The 21,379-nt window shown below is 59.7% G+C and carries 20 protein-coding genes; 3 read left to right on the top strand and 17 right to left on the bottom strand.

Annotated elements, in window-relative coordinates:
- Positions 1-5 precede the first annotated feature (5 nt).
- The 5 genes from IDH44_RS10625 to IDH44_RS10605 form a co-directional block, all read right to left on the bottom strand.
- Positions 6-431, bottom strand: coding sequence for a hypothetical protein (locus tag IDH44_RS10625; protein WP_397326762.1), 426 nt, complete (start codon positions 429-431; stop codon positions 6-8).
- Positions 431-1,282, bottom strand: coding sequence for an amidohydrolase family protein (locus IDH44_RS10620; RefSeq protein WP_190917442.1), 852 nt, complete (start codon positions 1,280-1,282; stop codon positions 431-433). The genes IDH44_RS10625 and IDH44_RS10620 overlap by 1 nt, the downstream gene beginning before the upstream one ends.
- Complete coding sequence (gene fucU, locus IDH44_RS10615) at positions 1,272-1,721, bottom strand: L-fucose mutarotase (RefSeq protein ID WP_190917440.1); 450 nt, start codon at positions 1,719-1,721, stop codon at positions 1,272-1,274. Before fucU ends, IDH44_RS10620 begins: the two co-directional genes overlap by 11 nt.
- Before the next feature lie 187 nt (positions 1,722-1,908).
- Complete coding sequence (locus IDH44_RS10610) at positions 1,909-2,655, bottom strand: SIMPL domain-containing protein (protein WP_190917438.1); 747 nt, start codon at positions 2,653-2,655, stop codon at positions 1,909-1,911.
- A gap of 193 nt (positions 2,656-2,848) precedes the next feature.
- The gene (locus tag IDH44_RS10605) at positions 2,849-3,442 is read right to left on the bottom strand and encodes a TetR/AcrR family transcriptional regulator (RefSeq protein ID WP_190917436.1); all 594 of its coding nucleotides are present in this window, start codon (positions 3,440-3,442) and stop codon (positions 2,849-2,851) included.
- A gap of 97 nt (positions 3,443-3,539) precedes the next feature.
- Between IDH44_RS10605 and IDH44_RS10600 the strand changes: the two genes are divergently transcribed.
- Positions 3,540-4,097, top strand: coding sequence for a hypothetical protein (locus IDH44_RS10600; protein WP_190917434.1), 558 nt, complete (start codon positions 3,540-3,542; stop codon positions 4,095-4,097).
- 518 nt (positions 4,098-4,615) lie between these two features.
- On the opposite strand, the gene IDH44_RS10595 is transcribed toward IDH44_RS10600, so the two are convergent.
- The gene (locus tag IDH44_RS10595; RefSeq protein WP_190917432.1) at positions 4,616-6,115 is read right to left on the bottom strand and encodes a tagaturonate epimerase family protein; all 1,500 of its coding nucleotides are present in this window, start codon (positions 6,113-6,115) and stop codon (positions 4,616-4,618) included.
- Between the two features lie 558 nt (positions 6,116-6,673).
- Here IDH44_RS10595 and IDH44_RS10590 point away from each other — a divergent pair.
- A complete protein-coding gene (locus IDH44_RS10590) occupies positions 6,674-7,843 on the top strand; it encodes a LacI family DNA-binding transcriptional regulator (RefSeq protein WP_190917430.1) in 1,170 nt (389 codons plus the stop codon).
- Positions 7,840-8,700: an AraC family transcriptional regulator gene (locus IDH44_RS10585; protein WP_223869566.1), complete on the top strand. Its 861-nt coding sequence runs from the start codon at positions 7,840-7,842 to the stop codon at positions 8,698-8,700. Before IDH44_RS10590 ends, IDH44_RS10585 begins: the two co-directional genes overlap by 4 nt.
- 52 nt (positions 8,701-8,752) lie before the next feature.
- Here the strand turns inward: IDH44_RS10585 and IDH44_RS10580 are convergent, their stop codons facing one another.
- The 11 genes from IDH44_RS10580 to IDH44_RS10530 all read right to left on the bottom strand — a co-directional run bounded on the left by IDH44_RS10580 (position 8,753) and on the right by IDH44_RS10530 (position 20,925).
- Positions 8,753-10,534, bottom strand: a complete 1,782-nt coding sequence (locus tag IDH44_RS10580; protein ID WP_190917428.1) for a sensor histidine kinase — start codon at positions 10,532-10,534, stop codon at positions 8,753-8,755.
- A 17-nt stretch (positions 10,535-10,551) separates the two neighbouring features.
- A complete protein-coding gene (locus tag IDH44_RS10575) occupies positions 10,552-11,307 on the bottom strand; it encodes a response regulator transcription factor (RefSeq protein ID WP_190917426.1) in 756 nt (251 codons plus the stop codon).
- 96 nt (positions 11,308-11,403) lie between these two features.
- Positions 11,404-12,927, bottom strand: a complete 1,524-nt coding sequence (locus IDH44_RS10570; RefSeq protein WP_190917424.1) for an extracellular solute-binding protein — start codon at positions 12,925-12,927, stop codon at positions 11,404-11,406.
- A 34-nt stretch (positions 12,928-12,961) separates the two neighbouring features.
- Positions 12,962-13,831: a carbohydrate ABC transporter permease gene (locus IDH44_RS10565; protein WP_190917422.1), complete on the bottom strand. Its 870-nt coding sequence runs from the start codon at positions 13,829-13,831 to the stop codon at positions 12,962-12,964.
- A 52-nt stretch (positions 13,832-13,883) separates the two neighbouring features.
- Positions 13,884-14,831 carry an ABC transporter permease gene (locus IDH44_RS10560; protein ID WP_317890158.1) on the bottom strand — a complete coding sequence of 316 codons (948 nt, stop codon included), beginning with the start codon at positions 14,829-14,831 and terminating at the stop codon, positions 13,884-13,886.
- Positions 14,832-15,098: 267 nt separating this feature from the next.
- Complete coding sequence (locus tag IDH44_RS10555) at positions 15,099-15,866, bottom strand: sugar phosphate isomerase/epimerase family protein (RefSeq protein WP_190917420.1); 768 nt, start codon at positions 15,864-15,866, stop codon at positions 15,099-15,101.
- Between the two features lie 335 nt (positions 15,867-16,201).
- Positions 16,202-16,909 carry a FadR/GntR family transcriptional regulator gene (locus IDH44_RS10550; protein WP_190917418.1) on the bottom strand — a complete coding sequence of 236 codons (708 nt, stop codon included), beginning with the start codon at positions 16,907-16,909 and terminating at the stop codon, positions 16,202-16,204.
- A 7-nt stretch (positions 16,910-16,916) separates the two neighbouring features.
- Complete coding sequence (locus IDH44_RS10545; protein ID WP_190917416.1) at positions 16,917-17,648, bottom strand: LutC/YkgG family protein; 732 nt, start codon at positions 17,646-17,648, stop codon at positions 16,917-16,919.
- On the bottom strand, positions 17,641-19,170 hold the full coding sequence (locus tag IDH44_RS10540) for a LutB/LldF family L-lactate oxidation iron-sulfur protein (protein ID WP_190917414.1): 1,530 nt from the start codon (positions 19,168-19,170) through the stop codon (positions 17,641-17,643). The genes IDH44_RS10545 and IDH44_RS10540 overlap by 8 nt, the downstream gene beginning before the upstream one ends.
- Positions 19,167-19,895, bottom strand: coding sequence for a (Fe-S)-binding protein (locus IDH44_RS10535; RefSeq protein WP_190917412.1), 729 nt, complete (start codon positions 19,893-19,895; stop codon positions 19,167-19,169). Before IDH44_RS10535 ends, IDH44_RS10540 begins: the two co-directional genes overlap by 4 nt.
- Before the next feature lie 271 nt (positions 19,896-20,166).
- Positions 20,167-20,925: a DeoR/GlpR family DNA-binding transcription regulator gene (locus IDH44_RS10530; RefSeq protein WP_190917410.1), complete on the bottom strand. Its 759-nt coding sequence runs from the start codon at positions 20,923-20,925 to the stop codon at positions 20,167-20,169.
- Between the last annotated feature and the right edge of the window lie 454 nt (positions 20,926-21,379).

Raw genomic sequence — 21,379 nt, 5'->3', positions numbered from 1 at the left:
TGCGTTCACCTGCCTTTGTCGTGTCGTATTCCGCCCGGCCGCTCGGCCACGTCATATTGTGCACCGGACGCAGCCGCTCCAGCACCTGCTCCAGCACGCTGCGGTCGAGCGGCTCCTCCGCCCAGGCGATGTTGCGCGCCATATTGCGCGGGTTGGCCGTGCTGACGAGCGTCGTCGGGATAGCCTCGTGCTTGCGTGGCATATTGCACCGCCAGCTTGGCCAGATCGACGCCCTGGTCGGCGCACCATCGGGCGGTGTCGCGGCATGCCGCCTTGACGTCGATCAGATTGACGCCGCCGTCGACGGCGGCGTGCACCGTACGCACGCCTTCGGCGGGATCGATATCGCGGAATACCGAGCCGAGCGCCGCTGCGCCGTAGCTCAGTGCGGACACCTCCAGACCGGTGGTTCCGAGCTTGCGAACCTTCATTAGCGCACGTCTCCTTTCGTGTTCAGCTTGTAGAAGGCGGCGGCATTGCCGCCGTACAGGGCGCCGCGCTGCGCCGCGCTCAGGCCCTCCGGCAGCGCCTGCTCCAGCGCCTCTGCAAGTCGGTCGTAGCTCGAAGCGAGCAGGCAGACCGGCCAATCGCTGCCGTACATGACACGCTCCGGACCGAACAGCTCCCACACGGCCCGCACATACGGAGTCAGGTCCTCGGGACGCCACCCATCATGATCCGCCTCTGTTACCATGCCCGAGAGCTTGCAATAGATGCCCGGATGGGCGGCGATCTCGGCCATCCGGCTGCGCCACGGCTCGAGCTCGCCCGCCGCGATCGGCGGCTTGGCCAGATGATCGACCACGCCGCGCAGCTCCGGGATCTGATCCAGCAGCCGAACGAGCGGATCCAATTGATGCGCCAGCACGAGCAGATCGATCGGCGCGTCCCGCTGCGCCAGCTCGCGCAGCCGGGCGACATAGCCCGGCTCCAGGATCGTCTCGGCGTCGGCCAGCTCCTGGATCATGATTCGGAAGCCGACATACTTGGGATGACGGCTATGCCGCTCGTAATGCGCCACGCACGCCGGATCGGCCGGATCGAGCCAGCCGACTACGCCGAGGATCGAAGGCTCGCGCTCGGCCAGCTCCAGCAAATAATCCGTCTCCTCCAGCGTCTGCGCCGCCTGCACCGCAATCGTGCCGTCGATCCGGTGCGCCGCCAGGGACGGCTGCAGATCGGCCGGCAAATAATCGCGATACAGCGTCGGCATTTGCGGCGACAGCCAGCCGTAATCGCCGCGGCTCAGCTTCCAGTAATGCTGGTGTGCGTCAATGCGCATCGGCGTCTCCCTCCCGGATGACCCCTTTTTTCAGGATCAGATTGGCATATTGCGCGCCTTCGCCTGTCGCCACGACGGCATAGGCCCGCTTGGCCCGCTCATAGAAGGCAAAGCGCTCCATCTGTTCAAACGGCTCCTTTGGCCCGCCGTGACGTACAATTGTCTCCTGATACCGCTTCCATATCGGGGTGTCCACCGGATCGCCGGGCACGACCTCCATCAGCGCGACCGGACGGGGCACGTACTGGTCGAGGGGCATCAGCTGCAGGATCGCATCCAGCAGCGCGGGGATGGCGTGACCGTCGCAGCGCACGAGACGCGACGCAGTCGATGCGGCGGGGAAATTGCCGTCCGCCAGCACCAGCTCGTCGCCGTGTCCCATCTCCATGAGCAGCTTGAGCAGCTCTGGGGGCAAAATGTTCGGAATGCCTTTCAGCATGCTAGCAACCACCTTTCAAAACCGATTCCCCTTTATTGTAACAACAATTTACGATATTGAAAGAATCAATTTTTGCAACGTTATACCCGATTTTGATCTGTGTTGTGCGTCCGACGACATGCGAAAGACCCGTGCGCCTGTCAGCGGCCACGGGCCTTTTCTAGATTCACGCGTAGTCTAGTCGCGCTTATTTCACAATATAGGTCACGCTGATGCTCTTGCTCACGTCCACTTGGCCGATTTCGATCGAGGTGCTGCCTCCGTCCGAATCATCCGCCGCGGCTCGTTCGAAGCCCATCAGACCGCCGCCGCCGGATTGCTCGGTGACCTGCTGGATATCGACGATGGTTTTACCTGCTGCCGCGGCTAGTGCTTCTGCCTTGGCGCGGGCATGCTTGCCCGCCTTCTCCAGCGCCTTGATCTCGAGGTCGCCGCGGTCTTCGATGGTGAATTGCACATTGTCGATTCGGTTCGCTCCGGCTTTGGCCGCCGCATCGAGCACCTTGCCCACGCTGCCGAGCTCGCCGTAGCCGACATGAAGTATATGCGTGACGACGAAGCCGTTCAGACTGCGACTGCCCTTTTCGTCATACTGATAATTCGGGCGAACGTTGAATTCCGCCGTCTTGATGTCCTCGGCTTGCACGCCGTTTTTCAGCAGCGCCTCCTTGATGGCGGCGATCGACTCGGCCGTGGCGCTCTGCGCTGCGGCTACCGTCTCGCCCTCCGTCTCGGCGCCGACGCGCAGTTCGCTCCAGTCGGGGCTGGCGCTCAGCATGCCCGTGCCCTGCACGGTGATCGTACTGTTCACTTGTGTCTCCTCCTGTGCCGCGGCCTGCTGGGGAGCGTGCTGCTGGACGAGCCCTCCTGCCGTATAGACGAGCATCAACGCTCCGGCGATCAGACCGGTCTGGACCCACTTTTTCATCTGCATCGTTTCGTTCTCCTTTCGCGAGGTAGGTTTTCCCACTTGCTACTGTCCTAGACGCAGGGGGCGCGGGGAAGGTTGCAGGTAAGGCGAAGTGGCGCGGACAATTTTCCGTCCGCGCAACACTTCGTTCCGCAAAATCGAGCGGCTCTTCCTGCATCTGCAGCGCAGGATCGGCTCGATTTCAAAACAGATCTCCCTAGTTGCCCGACAACTCATCCATATGATAGGCGATAATCTGCTGGATGTGCTCCCGGGTCATCGTTCCCTGACGCGTCACACCGTGCACCACAAGCCCGTCCACCAGTGCGTGAAGACGCATCGTCTCCAGGCTTGCGTCGATTCCCGGCCTCGCTAGACCGAGCCGAATGAGCGAGTCCACAATTTGACGAAAGCCCCTATACAGCTCGTTGTGCACCTCCTGCCCAAGCTCTCGCAAGGCCGGATCGGCAACAGAGCTCCCGACGAAGGCCAGCCAGACCTCGCATTCCGCCAGCCGCTCCTCGTCCAGCGGCACCAGTTCGCCAATAATTGCCGCGATATCCCGGTAGGGGTCGCCACTGTACACCTTATGTTCAATTCTTGCTCGAACGCGTTCCGACACCAGCCGCATGGAGAATTGCAGCAGCTCTGCCTGCGTCATAAAGTAGTGCCGCAACGAGCCGAGGGACATCCCCGCCTCGTCCGCGATGCTTCGCACGGAGGCTCCCTCCAAGCCATCCCGGCGTATGACGCGCCAAGCCGCTTCCGCAAGCTGTTCTTTGCGCTCATCGTGATTCACGATTTTTGGCATACTTTTAATTTAACATACTGGATTTTTTAATACAATTGTGCGATAATAGCGCCATTCATTAATAATACGAGTGTATTAAAAAGGAGCGTATTTTCCTATGATTCCTGCATTGATTATTGGCTGCGAGATCGGCTTCTGGGGGCTCGTGCTCGCGGGTCTCGCTTGTCGCTACTTGCTTCGTTGGCCTAAGCTGGGCGCCATGCTTCTGCTGCTGACGCCCGTAGTCGATCTCGTTCTGATCGTTGCGACAGCCCTCGATCTGCGCGGCGGCGCCACCGCAACCGCCATCCACGGCATTGCGGCTATTTATATTGGCGTGTCCATTGCTTACGGTCACCAAATGATCCGGTGGGCGGATAAACGGTTCGCCTACCGTTTTGCAGGAGGCCCTGCTCCTGAGCCTCGACCCAAGCGCGGCCCGGAACATGCGAGCTATGAGCGTCGCATGTGGCTCCGTCATTGGCTTGCCTGGATGATTGGAGGGGCAGTCCTGCTTGGTATGATCGCGTATGTTCGGGACGCGTCCCGCACGGAGAGCCTGATCCGCATTCTGCAGCTGTGGTCCGTTATCGTTGCAATTGACTTTCTGTACAGCTTCAGCTTCTCCATTTGGCCGCGAAGAGCGCGTGTCGTTCGCGAACTGGAGCCCGATTGATGCGCCGCGTTCGCGAGCTGGGCAGCCAGACAAGCGCAATGCGCGCGGAACAGCGCGGGACGGGCCTACTCATGGCAGCTCTAACAGACACCAGCGACGCTTAGCGGACATTTCCGCCACCTACACGGCCCATAACCCCCGCTAAGCGTCGCTCATGACCGTTACACAGAGCAGGAAGCCAAAAAACGGCGCTAAGCGTCTCTGATGTCCATTACAAGTACAGCCAGCATACGATCGCATAGTCATAAAAAAAAGACCGCCCCTGAACAGGGACGGCGTCGGATCACCAATTACGAAGTGCTTGGGACATGAGACGCACGCACACACATGGAGCGTCAGTGCGACAACGGGCAGCACACCTTAGAGCGCCGCATAGAGCGCCAGCGAATATTGGACAACAGCACACCCATGGAACGCCGGTGCGTCATTGCATTGCATGCCGAGCGCACCGACTCTCTGCAAGCTGTACATGCTTGATAGCCTGGCACGGCTCCCCTGGAGGCGCGCCGATTAGCCGGTTACTTGCGCTTGCCCAGCAGGTCGAGATGGCGGCCGATGTGCGCGGCCAGCGAGCTGTCGTATTGCGCCTCCTGCTCGATCAGCGTGCGGTAGAATTCGTCGCGGAACAGCGGCCCGCCCTGCTCGTTCTTGGCTTGCAGCAGAATGCCGTACGTGATGTGAATGAGCTGACGCGCATTGTCCTCGTTCATGTAATTCGGCAGCTCGGCGTCCGATACGTCTGCCAGCGGCTTGATCTTGGACAGATCGGTCGTGACGTGGTAGTACGCCAGCGCCTCCTCGAAATGATCGAGCGCGTACTGATGCATGCGGCGATACAGGTCCGGATTGACCTTGGCGACCGTGCGCACCGCCTCCAGCCAGTTCGTGCCGGCCGTCTTGACATGGAAGCGTCCGCCGGTGTACTTGCCGACCAGCTCGAATACGCTGAACTTGTCGCTGCCGGAGTGAATGCTGAGCTTGTAGCCGAAGTGGTCGGCAATCGCCGCGTGCACCTTGAGCTCGCGCTCAAACTGCGCCAGATCGCCGATGTAGTCGATGCCCTTCTGGAACTCGCCGCAGAAGCGCGGCGCCATGCTGAAGATGTCCAGCTTGCGGTCGTACAGCTCCTTCGCCACCAGATAATGCGATTCCGGCGCGGTCGGCGTCATCGTCTCGTCGATCGAGATCTCGAAGTCGATCTCGCGACCGGCCGTCTTGATGAACGTGTCGTAGATATGCAGCATGTAGCCGATCGCCGGATCGTAGGTGAGCACGTTCTTCATCAGGCTCAGTTCGTCGAATGCCACCTGCTCGGAGCCGACCTCGAAGCTGCGGTTCAGATAGGTCGCCTCGTAATGCGAGCGCTTGTCGGCGGGCACCTCGGCATATTTCGCGCGCAGCGCAGCCTCGTCCAGCCCCTCGATGTCATTGTCGATGTACTCGGAGCAGTCGAGCGTCAGCATCGTAAAGCCGAGCTCCAGCGACATCCGAATGTCGTCCTCAACCTTGAGATGGTCGCCGTCGGCGCCGAATCCGTCCTTGTAGCCTTCCTGAAAAGCGGCATAGCACGCCGCGTCGATGACCTCGCGATAGTTGCGGCCGGTCAGCGCCAACTCGCGGATGCTCTGCTGCGCCAGGATCGGCTTCACGTCGCGGCCGCGAATCGTCTGGATATGGCCGGGACTCGCCAGGCCGAGCCGGTCGCCCAGCCCGAACGTCGCGACCTGCTTGCCGAACGCCTTGGGCACTGTATAGTCGAAATAACGATTCAAGACGAGCCGGTTCTCATGCGAGAGCGGCGCGCGCTTGACACCGTCCTGCTCCTCGCCCTGCAGCGCCTCGTACAGCTCGCCGCCGCCTGCAGCCAGCAGCTTTTTGTCGATGCCGTCGCGCACCATGACCACGCGGGTCGGTCCATGCTCCGAATAGGAGGCTTCGTATACCTTGACTGCTGCGCTGTCGGCCGGCGCCTTCGCTTCGGCGGCGAGCTGGCGCGCAATTGCTGCGATTCCACTCATTGTTCGATTCACCTCTTCGTTAGATTGCAATGCAAAAGTTCGATCCGATCCGATTCCGGCACTAACCATGCCATACGAATCCACATGCTGCATCATGCGGCATGATCATGCGAGACGTACAAGCCGGTGGGATGTTCAAGCAGGGCGATCATGCAAGACAGATCCCATACAGCTTGATCATGCTTGCAGCGACACCCTGACTTGAGACGCTTGTCGGCAACCGGATGTTTGCTAAATAACAACGTTGTCATGCCCATTATAACAACGTTGTTATTGCCCGTCAAAGCTTATCGTGCCGAAATGGGTCCAAATGCGAGAATGCGGGTAACTTACATTACTTGCGATGATTTGCCTCGCCCCGCCTGCGATTCGCCGTGTCGACTGCTGCCGCAGCCAGGCCTGTGCGTTAACAACGTTGTTATTCCACAAAAAAATAAGCTATAATGGGGACAGTCTTGCGGTCGATTCGGCCGCTACGCGCCCAGGAGCGCTACAAGCCCTGCAAAGCCTGCTCACCCTACGCACGAACAATACCGTTAGAAATGGAGGCGCCCGCGCATGACCACGATCAAGGATATTGCCCGGGTAGCCGGCGTCAGCTTCTCGACGGTCTCCAAAGCGCTGCGGGACAGTCCGCTCGTCCAAGAAGCGACCAAAGCCAAAATCCGCCGCATCGCGGAGGAGCTCGGCTATCAGCCCAACAACGCGGCCCGGCGGCTCGTCTCCCGCCGCAGCGGCGCCGTCGGCGTCGTCTGGCCGAGCGTCGAGCGCGTGACGCCGTCGATCCTGATCACACTCATCAATGAGGAGCTCGAGCAGCGCGGCTACACCACGCTGCTCTCCATGAACCGCATCGACTCGGCGCTCGAGGTGTTCAACCGGTTCCAGACGGACGCCATCCTGATCTTCTACGACCGCGACGCCACCTTCGTCGAACGGATGCCCTACCCGACCCGGATCCCCGTCCTCTATTACGGACTCGGCGGTCAGACGCCGTATGCCGCCGTCGACGTGATGCGCGATCAGGCGATCCGCCTCGCGGTGCGGCACCTGTACGACCTCGGCCATCGCCGGATCGCCTATCTCGGCGCCCCCGCGTACCGCGATCTGCTGCAGCAGGAGAAGCTCACCGCCTACGAGCAGGAGCTGGCCGCCCTCGGCCTGCCTGCGCAGAGCGTGCCCGTGCACAGTCTCGAATCGCATGACGGCTATCTGGCCGCGATGCAGGTGCTGGGCGTGCATAGCCCGGCGGAAGGCTCGGACGCCAGCGGCGCCGGGTCCGCTGCCGCCGCGCGCCCGAGCGCGATCATCAGCGGCAGCTACGATCTGACGCGCGGCATCCTGCGCGCCGCCGCCGAGCTGGAGCTGGACATCCCCGTCCAGCTGTCGCTGATCAGCTACGACCATATCCCCCGGATGGCGGAGCTGCAGCCGCCGATCAGCGCCGTCGGCGTCGACGTGCGCCGGATCGCACGCACCATCGCCGCGCAATTGATGCGTATGACCGGAGCGGAGGACGGCGGCGCCAGGGCGCCCGATGCGCCGCACGAAGCCGCCTCCGCAGCGGACGCTTCGGTTCGTTCGGACGAGGGCGGCGCAGTCTGGCCCGCGGACGCTCGAGACGGCGACTCCGAAGCGGGCGCGGGCGGAGCCTCGCTGCAACTGGCGCCGGAGCTCGTCGACCGCGGCTCCACCGCGCCGCCCGAGCGCCGGGGGCGCGCGACATGAGACCGGCGCCGCTGCGCAAGCAATTCGCCGCCGAGGACATGCCGCTCGCGCTTGCCTACCGCGACACCAAGAGCTCGCAATGCGAGCTGCCCGACCATTTGCACGACTGGTACGAGCTTGTCTATGTCTACGCCGGCTCGGGTGTTTTTTTCATCGATCGCTCCCTCTATGAGATGAAGGCCGGCGATCTGTTCCTGATTCCCGGCAATACGATTCACCGCGCCTTCCCCGAGGCCGCCAATCCGGTCACCTCGACAGCGCTCTACTTCAGCCCTGCACTTGTGCAGCAGACGGTGTACGACGACTTTGCCTATCTCGACAGCTTCCGCTACTGCGCTGCGCATCAGGCGTACAAGTACACCGGCGACGAGGCTTTTGGCCGGCAGACCCGGACGCTGCTGGACGCAGTGCACGCGGAGCTCGGCGCCTTCGGGCATGGCGCCCGCAGCGCGGCGCGGCTCTTGCTCCTGCAGCTGCTGCTGCTCATTGGCCGCCGGCTGCAGAGCGGCGGCACGGAGGGACCGCAGACGGCCGGTCCCCCCTGGATGCGGGAGAGCATGGCCTTCATCGACGATCGCCTCACGGAGACGCTCAGTCTGTCACTGCTGGCGCGTCGCGCGGCGGTCAGCCCCGCCCACTTCAGCCGCGTCTTCCGGCAGCTGACCGGGCTCAATGTGACGGCGTACATTACCACCAAGCGCATCGTCCGCGCCAAGGAGCTGCTGGCCCGGACCGACGACGGCATCGGCGAGATTGCCGCCCGGTGCGGGTTCGAGAGCCTGCCCCACTTCCACCGCGTCTTCAAGCGCATCGTCGGCCGCACGCCGGGCTCCTACCGTTCGGAGGGGCGATTCTGATACCTGCATGGCTGGCGCGCAATGGTTGACCCACCCTGTCGCTTGTTGCGTATTACAGCTTGATCCTGTCCATCTCGTGCCGGGCTGCGACATCCAAGGGCAGACGGATGCGTATTAATGTGCCGATGCCTTGCCGGCTATAGCATTCCGCTCCGTATGGCTCGCCATAATACAGCCGGATGCGCTGATGCACATTTTTGGCGCCGTATCCCCGTCCCCGGCCTTCCTGCAGGAGCACTCTCGCCTGCTCGGCGGACATGCCTACCCCATCGTCGATGACGTCAAAAATAAGCTGCTTGTCTGCGATGCCCACGCGCACGATCACGGTTCCCGCGTGATCTTCCTTCTGCTGAATGCCGTGCAGCACGGCATTCTCGACGATCGGCTGGAGAATCAGCTTCATGATCGGCACGCTCAGGACATCGCTGTCCACCTCGCAATAATAGTTCAGCTTGCCGGCATAGCGGATATCCTGAATATTCATGAACGCCTGAACATGATTCAGCTCGCCCACCAGCGTCGTCAATTCCCTGCCGCGATTTAAGCCGAGCCGAAAAAACTTGGACAGCGCGTCGACGAGCAGCACGATCCGCTCCGCTTTGATTTTCATGCCCATCCACTTCAGCGTGTCCAGCGTATTGTAGAGGAAGTGGGGCTTGATCTGCGACTCAAGCGCGATCAGCTCAGCGGCCTGCTTGCGAATCTCCATACGATAAACCGTGTCCACCAGCTCTCGAATACGCAGAAGCATGCTGTTGTACTGGGCTTGCAGGCCGGAAATTTCATCATTGCCCGTCACGGGCACAAGCGTGCCGTAATGTCCCTGCTTGACCTCCTGCATATGATGAACCAACGAACGAAGACCGCGCGTCAACCGGTTCGAGAGCAGAATGACCGGCAGGATGGCGATCGCGACCACCAGCAGCCCGATAAGGCCGGTATACTGACCGATGACATCGCTCATCCCCCGGATTTCGTCTACGGGCACCAGCGCCGCGATCTCCCAGCCGTTATAATCGATCGGCTGGAAGATCGTAAAATAATCCTCGCCACCCACGTTCAGAATCGGCATCCTGGCGGCGCGATCCACCGTCAGCAATTGACGCATCATCTCATCCTCGGGATAGGAAGCCAGGGAGGACGAAGCGAGGGAGGTGATCCGCTGCTTGCCGTTATAGACGTAGATGGCCCCATTCCTGCTGAAATTGACGCTTTCAATGACCTCGCGCAGCGTGTCCTCTCTGACATCGATAGCGACGATACCCAGCCTGGAGGTCAAGCTTTTGAAATCGTAAATCGAGCGAAACAAAGACAGCACCTGCAGGCGATGCATCGGCAAGTATTCCTGCTCATACGTGCTCTTCCACAACATCTCTCGCTGCTGCTGCAACTGCTGCTGGCGCAGAACCTCATCCAGCTCCCTCATATTGAAGATATTATTATGTTCCCTTGCGTACAAGGCATCTCCCGACACGAACAGTCGGATCCGAAAAATATTCCGATTGCTCTCGAGGTTGGTGATGACATCCATGAGCGCGTAATAATCGTCCAGCATCTGCTCTCTTTGCTGCAAGCTGTACCCCTGCTGCTCCCGCTTCAGAACTTCTTGCAAGCGTGTGTCCATCAGGATCAGCTCCGAGACGTTTTCCACTTCCCGGAGCCGATATACAATATTGATGTTGGCCTGATGCAGCGCCTGCTTGTACGTGACGCTGATTTGCTCTTCAACGATCCTTGTCGCGTTGAGGTAAGAGAAGATGCCGATCAATGCCGTAGACAATACGACCAGCGCGAGATAAGACAATACGAGCTTGCGGCGAAACGTCAGGCGCACCCTCCTTCCGCCCATTCTCACAGATGTCCGTCCCGATAGTCTTTCGGACTGAGGCCGGTATATTTTTTGAATGCTTTGGCGAAATAATTGGGGTCTGCGTAGCCGACGCCCTCCGCAATCTCGTAAATTTTGACGAGCGGATCCCGCAGCATCCGCTTCGCGTGACGCATCCGAACCTTTGTCATATAGTCCCCGACCGTCTCTCCCGTCTCCTTCTTGAAGATGTTCATCATATGATTGCTGGAGAGCGAAATCTCGCCGGCAATGTCCTGCACCGTCAGCTTCTCGGCGTATCGATCCTCGATCAGCCTGGCGATGTCTTGCGAAATGCGTTGATCGCGCGAACCCGTTTCGGGGAGCAGGGCATGCTCCGGAATGTATTCCGAAATCAGCTGGTTGCGCTTCACCTGCTGCACGACCTTGTTCATCACCAGCGCCAGCTCCGTCTCGTTGAACGGCTTGACGAGATAATCGGCTGCATCGTGCCTGAGCGCGGATTGAATATATTGGAAATTCTCAAATGCGCTCAGGACGATAATCGCCACCGGAATCGCCTCCGTCCGGATGGCCTGGATCAGTTCGATGCCGTTCATGCCAGGCATGACAACATCGGTAAGCAGGATATCCGGCCGCAATTCCTTTATTTTTTGCAACGCTTCTTTGCCATCCGAAGCCTCGCCGCATATTGTAATGCCCACACTTGCCCAATCGACGCAATCCCGCAAGCCTTCCCGGATAATTTCCTCATCGTCTACCAGGATCATGGATATCATGCCTTGTTCCCTCCAGCCGCTGCTCCGTCGTGCGATTATTGAAAGCGTTTGCCACGACATTCATTATACCATGACTAGAAGTTTCATGATCGCTTGTTACTGAACGGTAGCGTACCAGGACCTTATTTCCTCCAGCGATTCTTTTCCTCCAAGACTTTCCCACTTGGACACGTATTCGTCGAAGGCCTCCAGCGGCAATGCTCCGGAAATGATTTTGATAAAATACTCATTCCGTAAATCCGTCAGCGTCTGCGCATTCTCCTCGACGGTCGCGATCGGTGGCGCGTATTGCACAATATTGGTGTAGGTCGGGAATTCGGTCAGCGGGAAGTAATACGGGCCAAAGCCTTTTAACGTCACCCGATTCACGAAGTTCTCCTCGGAATCCCACAACTGATAATAGATGCGGTACCGAATGTCCTCGGCCGCAGGCTCGGCTACAATGGCGCCGTCCTTCACCGTGTAATGCTCGCCTTCCCAGCCGTACGATACGACCTTCAGCACGTCCTCAGCCATATAGGCATTAATAAATTTCACGACCTCGTTCACCTTTGCGCTTGCTCTCGGTACGATCATGTAGACACGTACAGGCGTCCTCTGCTCGTAGCCGAATTGACCGTCCGCGCCGACAGGCGGATGAATCAGCTCCAGCTTTGCGTCCGGCTGCTTCTCTTGGAGCGCTTCCGTAATGACTTTTGCATCCACCCATCCGGCCGTGGTCATCACGGCTTGACCGCTGATCATCTTTTCCTGAATGTTGGCACTTTTGTTCACCGGATATTCGCGGCCAAGGATCCCGTCGGCGTACAATTCCCGCATATAAGCGAGGAAGTCCTTGGCGTAAGGCTGCGTGTACGTATGCACAACCTCACCGTCTTCCACAACATATTCTGCGCCCAGTCCGAACGCGCCCGCGAAACTCTCGATGTAGCCGAACGCATTGCCGTTATTATTAGCGGCTCCGCCGACGTAAGGAATCAGATCCGGTTTCTTGTCGTGGATTTGACGCATGGCAGTGTCGTACTCCTCGAGTGTCTTCGGAATCGCAATGTCCAGCTCTTCCAGAATATCGGTCCGAACCAGCATCCCGAATGTGGATTTCTGGTTCTGCGGAACGCCGATCGCGTAAATTTGATTGTCGTAGGTGACCGCCTGCCACGTCTCTTCCGGCACGCTCTCCATGATGCGAGGCCCATGCTGCTCCAGCGCTTCGCCGAGCGGCGCCAGCAGACCTTGCTGCGCGAGGTTCGCATAGATATCCTTGCTCGGCGTGATAATCAGATCCGGTGTTTCCCCGGACGCCATCATAATGTTGATTTTTTGATCGGGATTCTCCTTCGGCTGCAGTTCCCACTCGATATCGAAGCCTGTCTGCTCCGCGATATAGGCAGCGATTTCGTTATGGTTCAGATTCGTGCCCGCCGGGAATTCCTCCACATTCGACGGCACATACACCCGCAGCTTCGTCCCGTCTTCGCTTTGCGCGGTTCTATCCTGGCCGGATTCGCCCGCATTCGCGCCCTCGGACGGGCTCCCGCCCCCGCTACAGCCCGCAATCAGCATCGCCGCCAGCAGGACAAGCAGACCGCTCTTTGCTTTCATCCATCTGTTTTCTTTCATTTGTATGACCTCCCGGTTATGGTGTAAGGATTCGTTATTGCTTCACGGCGCCGAGCATGGCGCCCTTGACGAAGTACTTCTGCAGGAACGGATAGACGAGCAGGATCGGTACTGTAGCCGCTACAACGGTCGCCCCGCGCACCGACTCCTGGGCGGTGTTCATCATCAAGTCCATATTGTTGATGTCCGCGCTGGAAGCGTTGCTAATCATCTCTCTCAGGAAGACCTGAAGGGGAAAGCGCTCGTGATTGGTAATATAGATCAGTGCTTCGAAATAATTGTTCCAGTATTCAACCGCATAAAACAAGGAAATCGTAGCGATCGAAGGCATGGCAAGCGGGATCATGATCGAAAATAAAATACGGAAATGGGAAGCGCCGTCTATCTTGGCCGACTCCTCCATGCTGTCCGGAATGTTGAAGAAATACAACCGCATGATAATCATGTTGAACGGCGCCACCAGCCCCGGTATGATGAGCGCCCACAAGGAATTCAGCAAGCCGACTTCCTTGACCACCAGATAGGTCGGAATAATGCCTCCATTAAACAGCATGGTGAAAATAAACAGGAACATAAAGAGCCGCTGTCCTTTGAGCCGCTTCCTGGAAAGCGCATAACCGGCAAGAATCGTTAAAAACGTATTTAAAGCCGTGCCGACGATCGTAATAAATACCGTATTGCCGAAGGAATCCCAGAATCGCCGGCTCCCCAGCACGATTTCGTACGCATTGACGCTGAATCCCTTGGGCCAGATGAACACTTCCCCCGCCAGCACGTATGCGTCGCTGCTGAACGACTTCGCGGCGATGTTCAGGAGAGGCAGCAGGCAGATCACGATGATGAAGCTGAGCAGCCCCACATTCACGACATCGAATACCTTCTCGCCGCTCGTTTTTAATTTCAACGGAACTTCCTCCTTCCTGCCGCGACGATCGTCACGGTTCGCTGCCAGCCCGTCACCATAATCCGCGGTCTCCGTATCGCTTGCTGATCGTATTGGCCACGATGATCAGGACAAAGCCGATGACGGACTGGAACAGATTGACGGCCGTGCTGAAGCTGTATTTCATCTGTCCCAACCCGACGCGATAGACGTAGGTCCCGAGGACGTCGCCTACGCGATAGACCATCGGACTATAGAACATCAGCACCTGCTCCAGATCGTTGGCCAGCGCCGCTCCGAGCCGGAGCATAATGATGAACACGATGACACTGCGTATGCCGGGCAGCGTAATATGCCAGATCTGGCGCAGCTTGCCCGCCCCGTCGATGCGCGCCGCCTCATACAGTTGGGTATCGATGGCCATGATCGCCGCCAGATAAATAATGGAGCTCCACCCGCTCTCGCGGAATGCGGAGGACACGACCAGCACGGTGCGGAAAAATCGCTCGTCGCTCATGAACATGATCGGGTCGATGCCGAAGTAGCCCAGCAGTTCGTTCACGATGCCGCCTGTCGGCGACAGCAGGTTCGCAAAAACGGCGCTGACAATGACCCAGGACAGGAAATGCGGCAAATAGGTCACACTCTGGCTGAACCGTTTAAAAAACGTGCTTCGGACTTCATTAATCAATAGCGCCAGTATGATCGGAATCGGGAACTGGAAGACCAGCTTGTACAAATTGATCAACAGCGTATTGACAAATACTTCATAAAACTTGTCGGATTGAAACAAATCGTGAAAATGCTTGAGTCCCACCCACTCGCTTCCGAAAACGCCTTCAACCAGGTTATAATCCTTAAACGCAATTAACGCGCCGTAAATGGGGATATACTTGAAGACTAGCAAAACGGCCAACGCAGGCATCAGCATGAGATAGAGCTGATAATCCAGCAGCAGATCCTTGACTCTTCTTTTCGCTCCGCTGCGCTTCCCGGTACCGCTCACAGCCGGTGCGTCCACTTCCACTCCTCCTTCGCCTGTCTGAATCATGGTGCTTGATTGTCTGAGCATCACTATTGTAAGCACTTACAAATGATTGCTGTATCCCATTATAGAACGCTTCGCGCGATAAAGGTACACGGTAACATCACAATTTCGGGTAATATTAAGCGGAGTTCCCGACGGTCAGTAAACGCGGTGCAAATCAAAACAAAAAAACGCCACACGGCGTTTTTCACACCGTGCAGCGTAGGGGGTCTGCTTTTCGCAGACAAGCGAATCTTTCTTTTACACAAGCTCCTTCAGATTGCGGAAGCTGATCGCCAGGCTCTCGAACGGATCGCGGCGGCAGACGTCCTGCTCGACGACGTACCACTCGACGCCGCTGGCGCGGCAGGCATCGACGATCGTGCGATAGTTCAGGTTGCCTTCGCCGATCTCCGCGAATACCTGCTCGTTGTTCACGATCGCCATGTCCTTCAGATGCACGACCGGCAGACGGCCGGACGCCTTGCGCACCCATTCGGACGGATCGGCGCCGCCCGCATGCACCCAATACAAGTCGAGCTCGAGGCCGAAATGAGCCGGGTCCGTATCCTCGATCAGGATGTCCATGCCGAGGCGTCCGTTATCGAATTTTTCGAATTCGAATTTATGATTGTGATACACAAATTGAAGCCCGTTCTCATGCAGCTTTTTCGTGAATCCCGCCGTGTCTGCGGCGAATTTGGCATACCCGGCCGCGCCGGCGTTGCGATAATCGGGAGGAATCGAGCCCAGCCCGACATACTTGCAGTCCCACAGCTTATGCTCGGCAATCACCTGATCCAGCTCATCCTGCAGCCGATTGAACGGAATATGCGTCGCGCAGATCGACAGGCCGGCCTCGTCTGCAAGCGCCTTCACTTGTTCCGGATCCATCGGGCCGATGGCGGACAGTTGCACCGTCGTATAGCCGATATCTTTAATCTTGCGGAACGTTTCCTTCAGGTCTTCCGGTGTCTTCGTGAACTCGCGCACGGTGTACAATTGCGCGCCAATTGTTGAAAGCTTCATCCAAGCCCCTCCTAAACATGCACAATTTGATCCTCATTATACCATGCCAAGTCCTCGCCCGCTTCTCTGTCAGTGCGGTATACGGGCGAATACTTGACTGTGGTTCGCCAGAAGTGTGATGAAAAAGTAATGCCGACGTGTCCGAAATGCGTTTCCGCATGCTCCCGTAGCGATGTTTCTTCGAAACATTGTACCTCCTCGATTTCTTGAATTATCCTATTTATCGGGAGAAATCGAGGAGCAAAATGGCAGACGCTGAAACGTTCTGCAACTTCGAAAGCATATGCTTTTCTCCAACGCAATTTCGGTCACTCTGGCACTTTTTCACCACACTTCTATATATATTTACGTAGGATGCCTTCGACGCGCTCGAGATGGCGGCGCATGCTCGCGGCCGCCGCCTCCCGGTCGCCGGTGCGCACCGCCTCCGCAATCGCCAGATGATCGCGGTACAGCTGCTCGGCAATCGCGCGGCTGGCGTACAGCTCCACGCGCCGGATCTCGCGGATCGCCATCTCCATCTGCGCCAGGATCGTATCAAGCAGCTGGACCATAATCGCATTGTGCGTCGCCCGCGCCAGCAGCTGGTGGAAGGCGAGGTCGGTACGCTCGCCCTCGATGTCGTCGCCGATCGCATCCTCCATCTCGGCGAGCAGCCCGTCCAGCTCCGCCAGATCGGCGTCGGTGCGCTTGCGCGCCGCAATCGACGCATTGGACACTTCCAGCGCCTGGCGCGCCTCGAGCAGCTCCAGCAGCTGCGTCTGATTGAGCCGCAGCGCCTCCAGGCCCGGCAAGGCCGGGTCGCGCGGCGTCTGGCTGACGACGCGGCAGCCGCCGCCCTGGCGGATCTCGATCAGGCCCATCGCCTTGAGCGCGCTCAGCGCCTCGCGGGTCGTCGAGCGTCCCACGCCGAATTGCTCGGACATCGCCTTGGTCGAGGGCAGCCTGTCGCCGACCTTGAATCTCCCTTCGGTGATCAGCCGCGCGAGCTGCTCGGTGATCGCCTCGTAATGATTGCGCTTGGTGAGCTTCGTAATCTCCATCGCCCGGCTACCCGACGAGGATCGCGTAGACGATGCCCGGTCCGTGCACGCCGATCGTCAGATCGTTCTCGATATCGGCCGAGCGGCTCGGCCCGGAGATGAAGTGGATGCCAGCCGGCAGCTGCTCGCGCTCGGCCTGGTCGAAGCCCGTCAGCACCTCGCCGAGCCGCGTCCGCAGCCGCTCCACCGGGATGATCGCCATCAGCACCGTCGGCAGCAGGCTGACCGTGCGCCCCTTGCCCGCCGCGGACAGCACCGTGATCGAGCCGGTGTAGGCGACCGCATAGTCGGCCAGCACGACGCCGAAGTCGGCCTCGGCGGCGCGCGCCTTCCAGTCCGTATCCGGGTCGCTGTTCCACACCGAGACCTGCGCCTCCGGCAGCGCCGCTTCCAGTCCGAGCGCATCGAGCTCCGACTCCTGCTGCCGCAGGATATAATGCGCGCTCATCTCCTGCGCCTTGTCCGCGATGAAGCGACTCGCCTCCTCCATGCCGGCGAGCCGCACGACATGGCCGCCGACGCTCTTGAAGTTGTCGGTGAAGCGCTGTACGCGCTCCTCCTCGTCCCACTCCATCTCCCGCCAGAAGTCCGGCGCGCCCCGATACGGGTGAGCCGGCGCCTCCGTGACGCGCGGCCGCTTCAGCTTGCCGGCGATGCCGTCCATGAAGGTGCGCTGCTTGACCCGTGAGGCCGCTTCCAGCTCCTGCAGCCACGCCTCGTGCTCGCGCGAATTAGCCATGATGCCCGCCTCCTTTGCCGCCCTGGCCGCGTTCCTGTACAATTCTCGCCATCCGATCCCTGGTCGCCTCGTCCATCTCCTGCAAGCCGCCGCGCAGCTCGCCCTCCAGCGTCTTCCACGTGTCGCGGAACGACTGCTTCGGCAGCTCCGGCGTGACGCGGTAGCTGTTCCAGCCCTTGAGCGGGCCAATTTTGAGCCGGATGCCGCCGTCGCGCGCGACCAGCTTTTGCCCGAGCTTGCCGAGCTTGAGCGCCCGCGCCATACGGCCCGAATTGCCCGCGACCGCGGCGAAGCCCTTCATGCCCATCCCCTCGGCGCGGTTGCCGTGGCCGCGCTCGACCTTGCGGCGGCGCAGATAGACGAGCATGTCATGCAGCGGAATCTTCACCGGACAGGCCTCGTAGCATGCCCCGCATAGGCTCGACGCATTGGCGATGTCGTCCCACTCGCCGACGTTCTTGTTGAGCGCCGGCGTCAGCACCGCGCCGATCGGACCGCTGTACGTGCCGCCGTAGGCATGGCCGCCGATATGGCGGTATACCGGGCAGGCATTGAGACAGGCGCCGCAGCGAATGCAATTGAGCAGCTCCTGGAACTCCGGATCGCCGAGCTGGAGCGAGCGCCCGTTGTCGACGATGATGATGTGCATCTCCTCGGGGCCGTCGCCGTCCACCTCGCGCCGCGGTCCGGTGATGCCGGACATGTAGACGGTCAGCTTCTGCCCGGTGGCCGAGCGCGGCAGCAGCGTCGCCATCACCTCGAGGTCCTCGAAGGACGGGATGATCCGCTCCATGCCCATCAGCGTGATCTGCGTCTTCGGCACCGTCGACACCATGCGGCCGTTGCCCTCGTTCTCGAAGAGCACCATCGAGCCGGTCTCGGCGATCGCGAAGTTGCAGCCGGTCATGCCGATGTCCGCCTCCAGGAATTTCTCGCGCAGCTTCTTGCGCACGAAGCCCGCCAGCACCTGCGTGTCTGGCTCGAGCGTCTCGCCCGCTTCCTTGGACAGCAGCTCGGCGATCTGATAGCGATTCTTGTGAATCGCGGGGATGATGATATGCGAGGGCGTCTCGCCCGCCAATTGTATGATATATTCGCCCAGGTCGGTCTCCACCGCCTCGACGCCGATGCCTTCGAGCGCATGGTTGAGATGCAGCTCCTCGGTGACCATCGACTTCGACTTGACGACCGACTTGGCCGCCTTGCGCTCGGCGATCGCGAGCGACAGCTTCACCGCCTCGTCCGCCGTGTCCGCGAAGTGCACATGCACGCCGTTCGCACGCGCATTGTCCACGAACAGATTCAAGTAATAATCCAGATGGGCGATCGTGTGCAGCCGGATCTGGCGACCGCGCTCGCGCCAGTCATCCCAGTTGCCGTGCTCCTCGGAGGCATTTTTCTTGCCCAGTCGCAGCCGCTCGGTCGTGAACTTGACCGCCTTGCGCAGGAATTCGTCGTTGAGCGCCAGATCGGCGCGGGCCTTGACCGTCTTTGGCTTCGTAGCCGTCGATGCGTGGCTCATCGCTGCGTCACCCCTTCGTATAGCAGTTCGGCCAGGTGCATGACGCGCACCGGCTCGCCGCGGTAGCGCAGATTGCCGGCGATGTTCATCAGGCAGGCCATGTCCAGCCCGACCAGCACCTCTGCGTCCGTTTCCTTGATATGATCGACCTTCTCGCTCACCATCGCCCCGGAGATGTCCGCCATCTTGACCGCGAACGTGCCGCCGAAGCCGCAGCAGTCCTCCGCGAACGGCAGCGGCACGAACTCCAGCCCCTCGACGCCCTGCAGCAGTTGCATCGGCTCGTCCTTGACGCCGAGCAGCCGGCTGCCGTGACAGGACGGATGATACGTTACCTTGTGATTGAACACCGCGCCGACGTCGCTGACGCCCAGCACCTGCACGAGGAACTGGGTGAATTCGTACGCCTTGGCCTGCAGCCGCTGCGCCCGCTCCAGCATCGCCGGATCGTCCTTGAACAGGTCGGCGTAATGGTGGATCATGTACGTGCACGAACCCGACGGCGAGATCACGAAGTCGCTGTCCTCGAACGCGTCGATGATCGTGCGCGCCGTGGCGCGCGCCTCGTCCCAGTAGCCGCTGTTGAACGCGGGCTGGCCGCAGCACGTCTGCACATTGGGGAAATCCAGCTGCACGCCGTACTTGGCGAGCAGCCGCACCATCGCTTCGCCGACCCGCGGGTAGATGGCGTCGCTCAAGCATGTGATGAATAACGATACCTTCATCGTCGCACCTCTTCTTTCAAATGATAGAAAGTAAATGATCTCGCGTATACGTTTCTCCTTTTCGCAGAATCGCTTACGTGTATTATATCAGGTTGTCAGACAAGTTTGAAGAAAAAAATTGCGCTTGCATAGGCGCGAGCCGGAAGGGAATGCATGCGCGTAACGCTTTGACGCGCCACCGCAAGGGTCGTCGGGTGAGGCCGGGCCTGTTACGACAAAGCAGGAAAAGCGAGGCAACGGCTTGGAGGAACAGCCATCGCGGCCCAGCCTCCTACACTGCCGTCACGTCCAGTCCTCGCTCCCGCAGCTCGCGTAGCAGATCAGGCGCGATCCCGCTATCGGTGACAATGGTGTCGACCTCCGTCAGATCCGCCACATGGGTGAACGCCTGCACCCCGAACTTGCTGCCGTCGGCGAGCAGCAGCACCTCGTCGGCCATGCCGATCATGCGCTGCTTGAGACGCGCTTGCAGTTCGTTGGACTCGCTGATTCCGCGCTCCAGATGAACGCCCTTGCAGGAGAGGAACAGCTTGTGCACATGATAGCTCTCCAGCGAGCGCTCGGCGAGCGGGCCGACGTAGGACAGCGAACGGCGCGCCAGCTGGCCGCCGGTGGAGATGACCTCGATCCGTTCCTTGGCGCTCAGTTCCGTGGCGACACGGATCGAATTGGTCAGCACGGTCAGCGGCATATCCGGCAGCCGCGCCGCCATGTACCAGGCCGTCGTGCTCGCGTCGAGCAGGATGCGATCCTTCGGCGCGATGCGCGATATCGCCTCGTCCGCAATCCGCATTTTTTGCTCCGCGTGCGTGATCTCCCGCTCCAGATACGGAATCTCCGGCTGCTGCTCCCGGACGCTGACTGCACCGCCGTGCGAGCGCCGCAGCCGCCCCGCCTGCTCCAGCCGGTCCAGATCGCGCCGGATCGTCTCCTCCGTCACCCCGCAGATCTCGCTCAGCTCGGATACCCGGATGCTGCCTCTATCGTTGACGAGCTGCACGATGCGCTCATATCGTTCTGCGACCAACATCCGGCCATCCCCCATTCCTTGTACGTTCAATTGCACCCGGCGGCGTCTCAACTTGTGTCACGTCATGCCGCATAGTCGCTCCTCACCGACATGCAAGCCAGCAGTGCGGCTTCCTCCACGTTGCCGCAGTCGCTAGCAAATGCAGCTGCGTGCCGCGTGCTGAGTCGCACACGCATGCAGCTGCGTGCCTGCGGGCTGCGGGCTGCGACCCTAGTGTGGTTGCCGGTGGCGCGGTGGCGCTAATGCGAACTGTAAAAGTACAGTTAAAATCAGCGCGATCCGCCAATTTGGGTCCATCAACTGCAAAAGTACAGTTTAAATCGCGCTTTTTCGTCAAAAAGCTCGATATATTGAAAAAATAACTGTACTTTTACAGTTCGTTTCTCCCATTCCATGAAAATGCGACGTCCCAACTGTACTTTTGCAGTTCGCCTTCCGTTGGATGGGATGCGGG

The sequence above is a fragment of the Paenibacillus sabuli genome (genome assembly GCF_014705605.1).
In the GTDB taxonomy this organism is placed as follows: Bacteria; Bacillota; Bacilli; order Paenibacillales; family Paenibacillaceae; genus Paenibacillus_D; species Paenibacillus_D sabuli.
The sequence above is the reverse complement of the archived record's forward strand: the minus strand, read 5'-3'. Positions and strand labels throughout refer to the sequence as shown.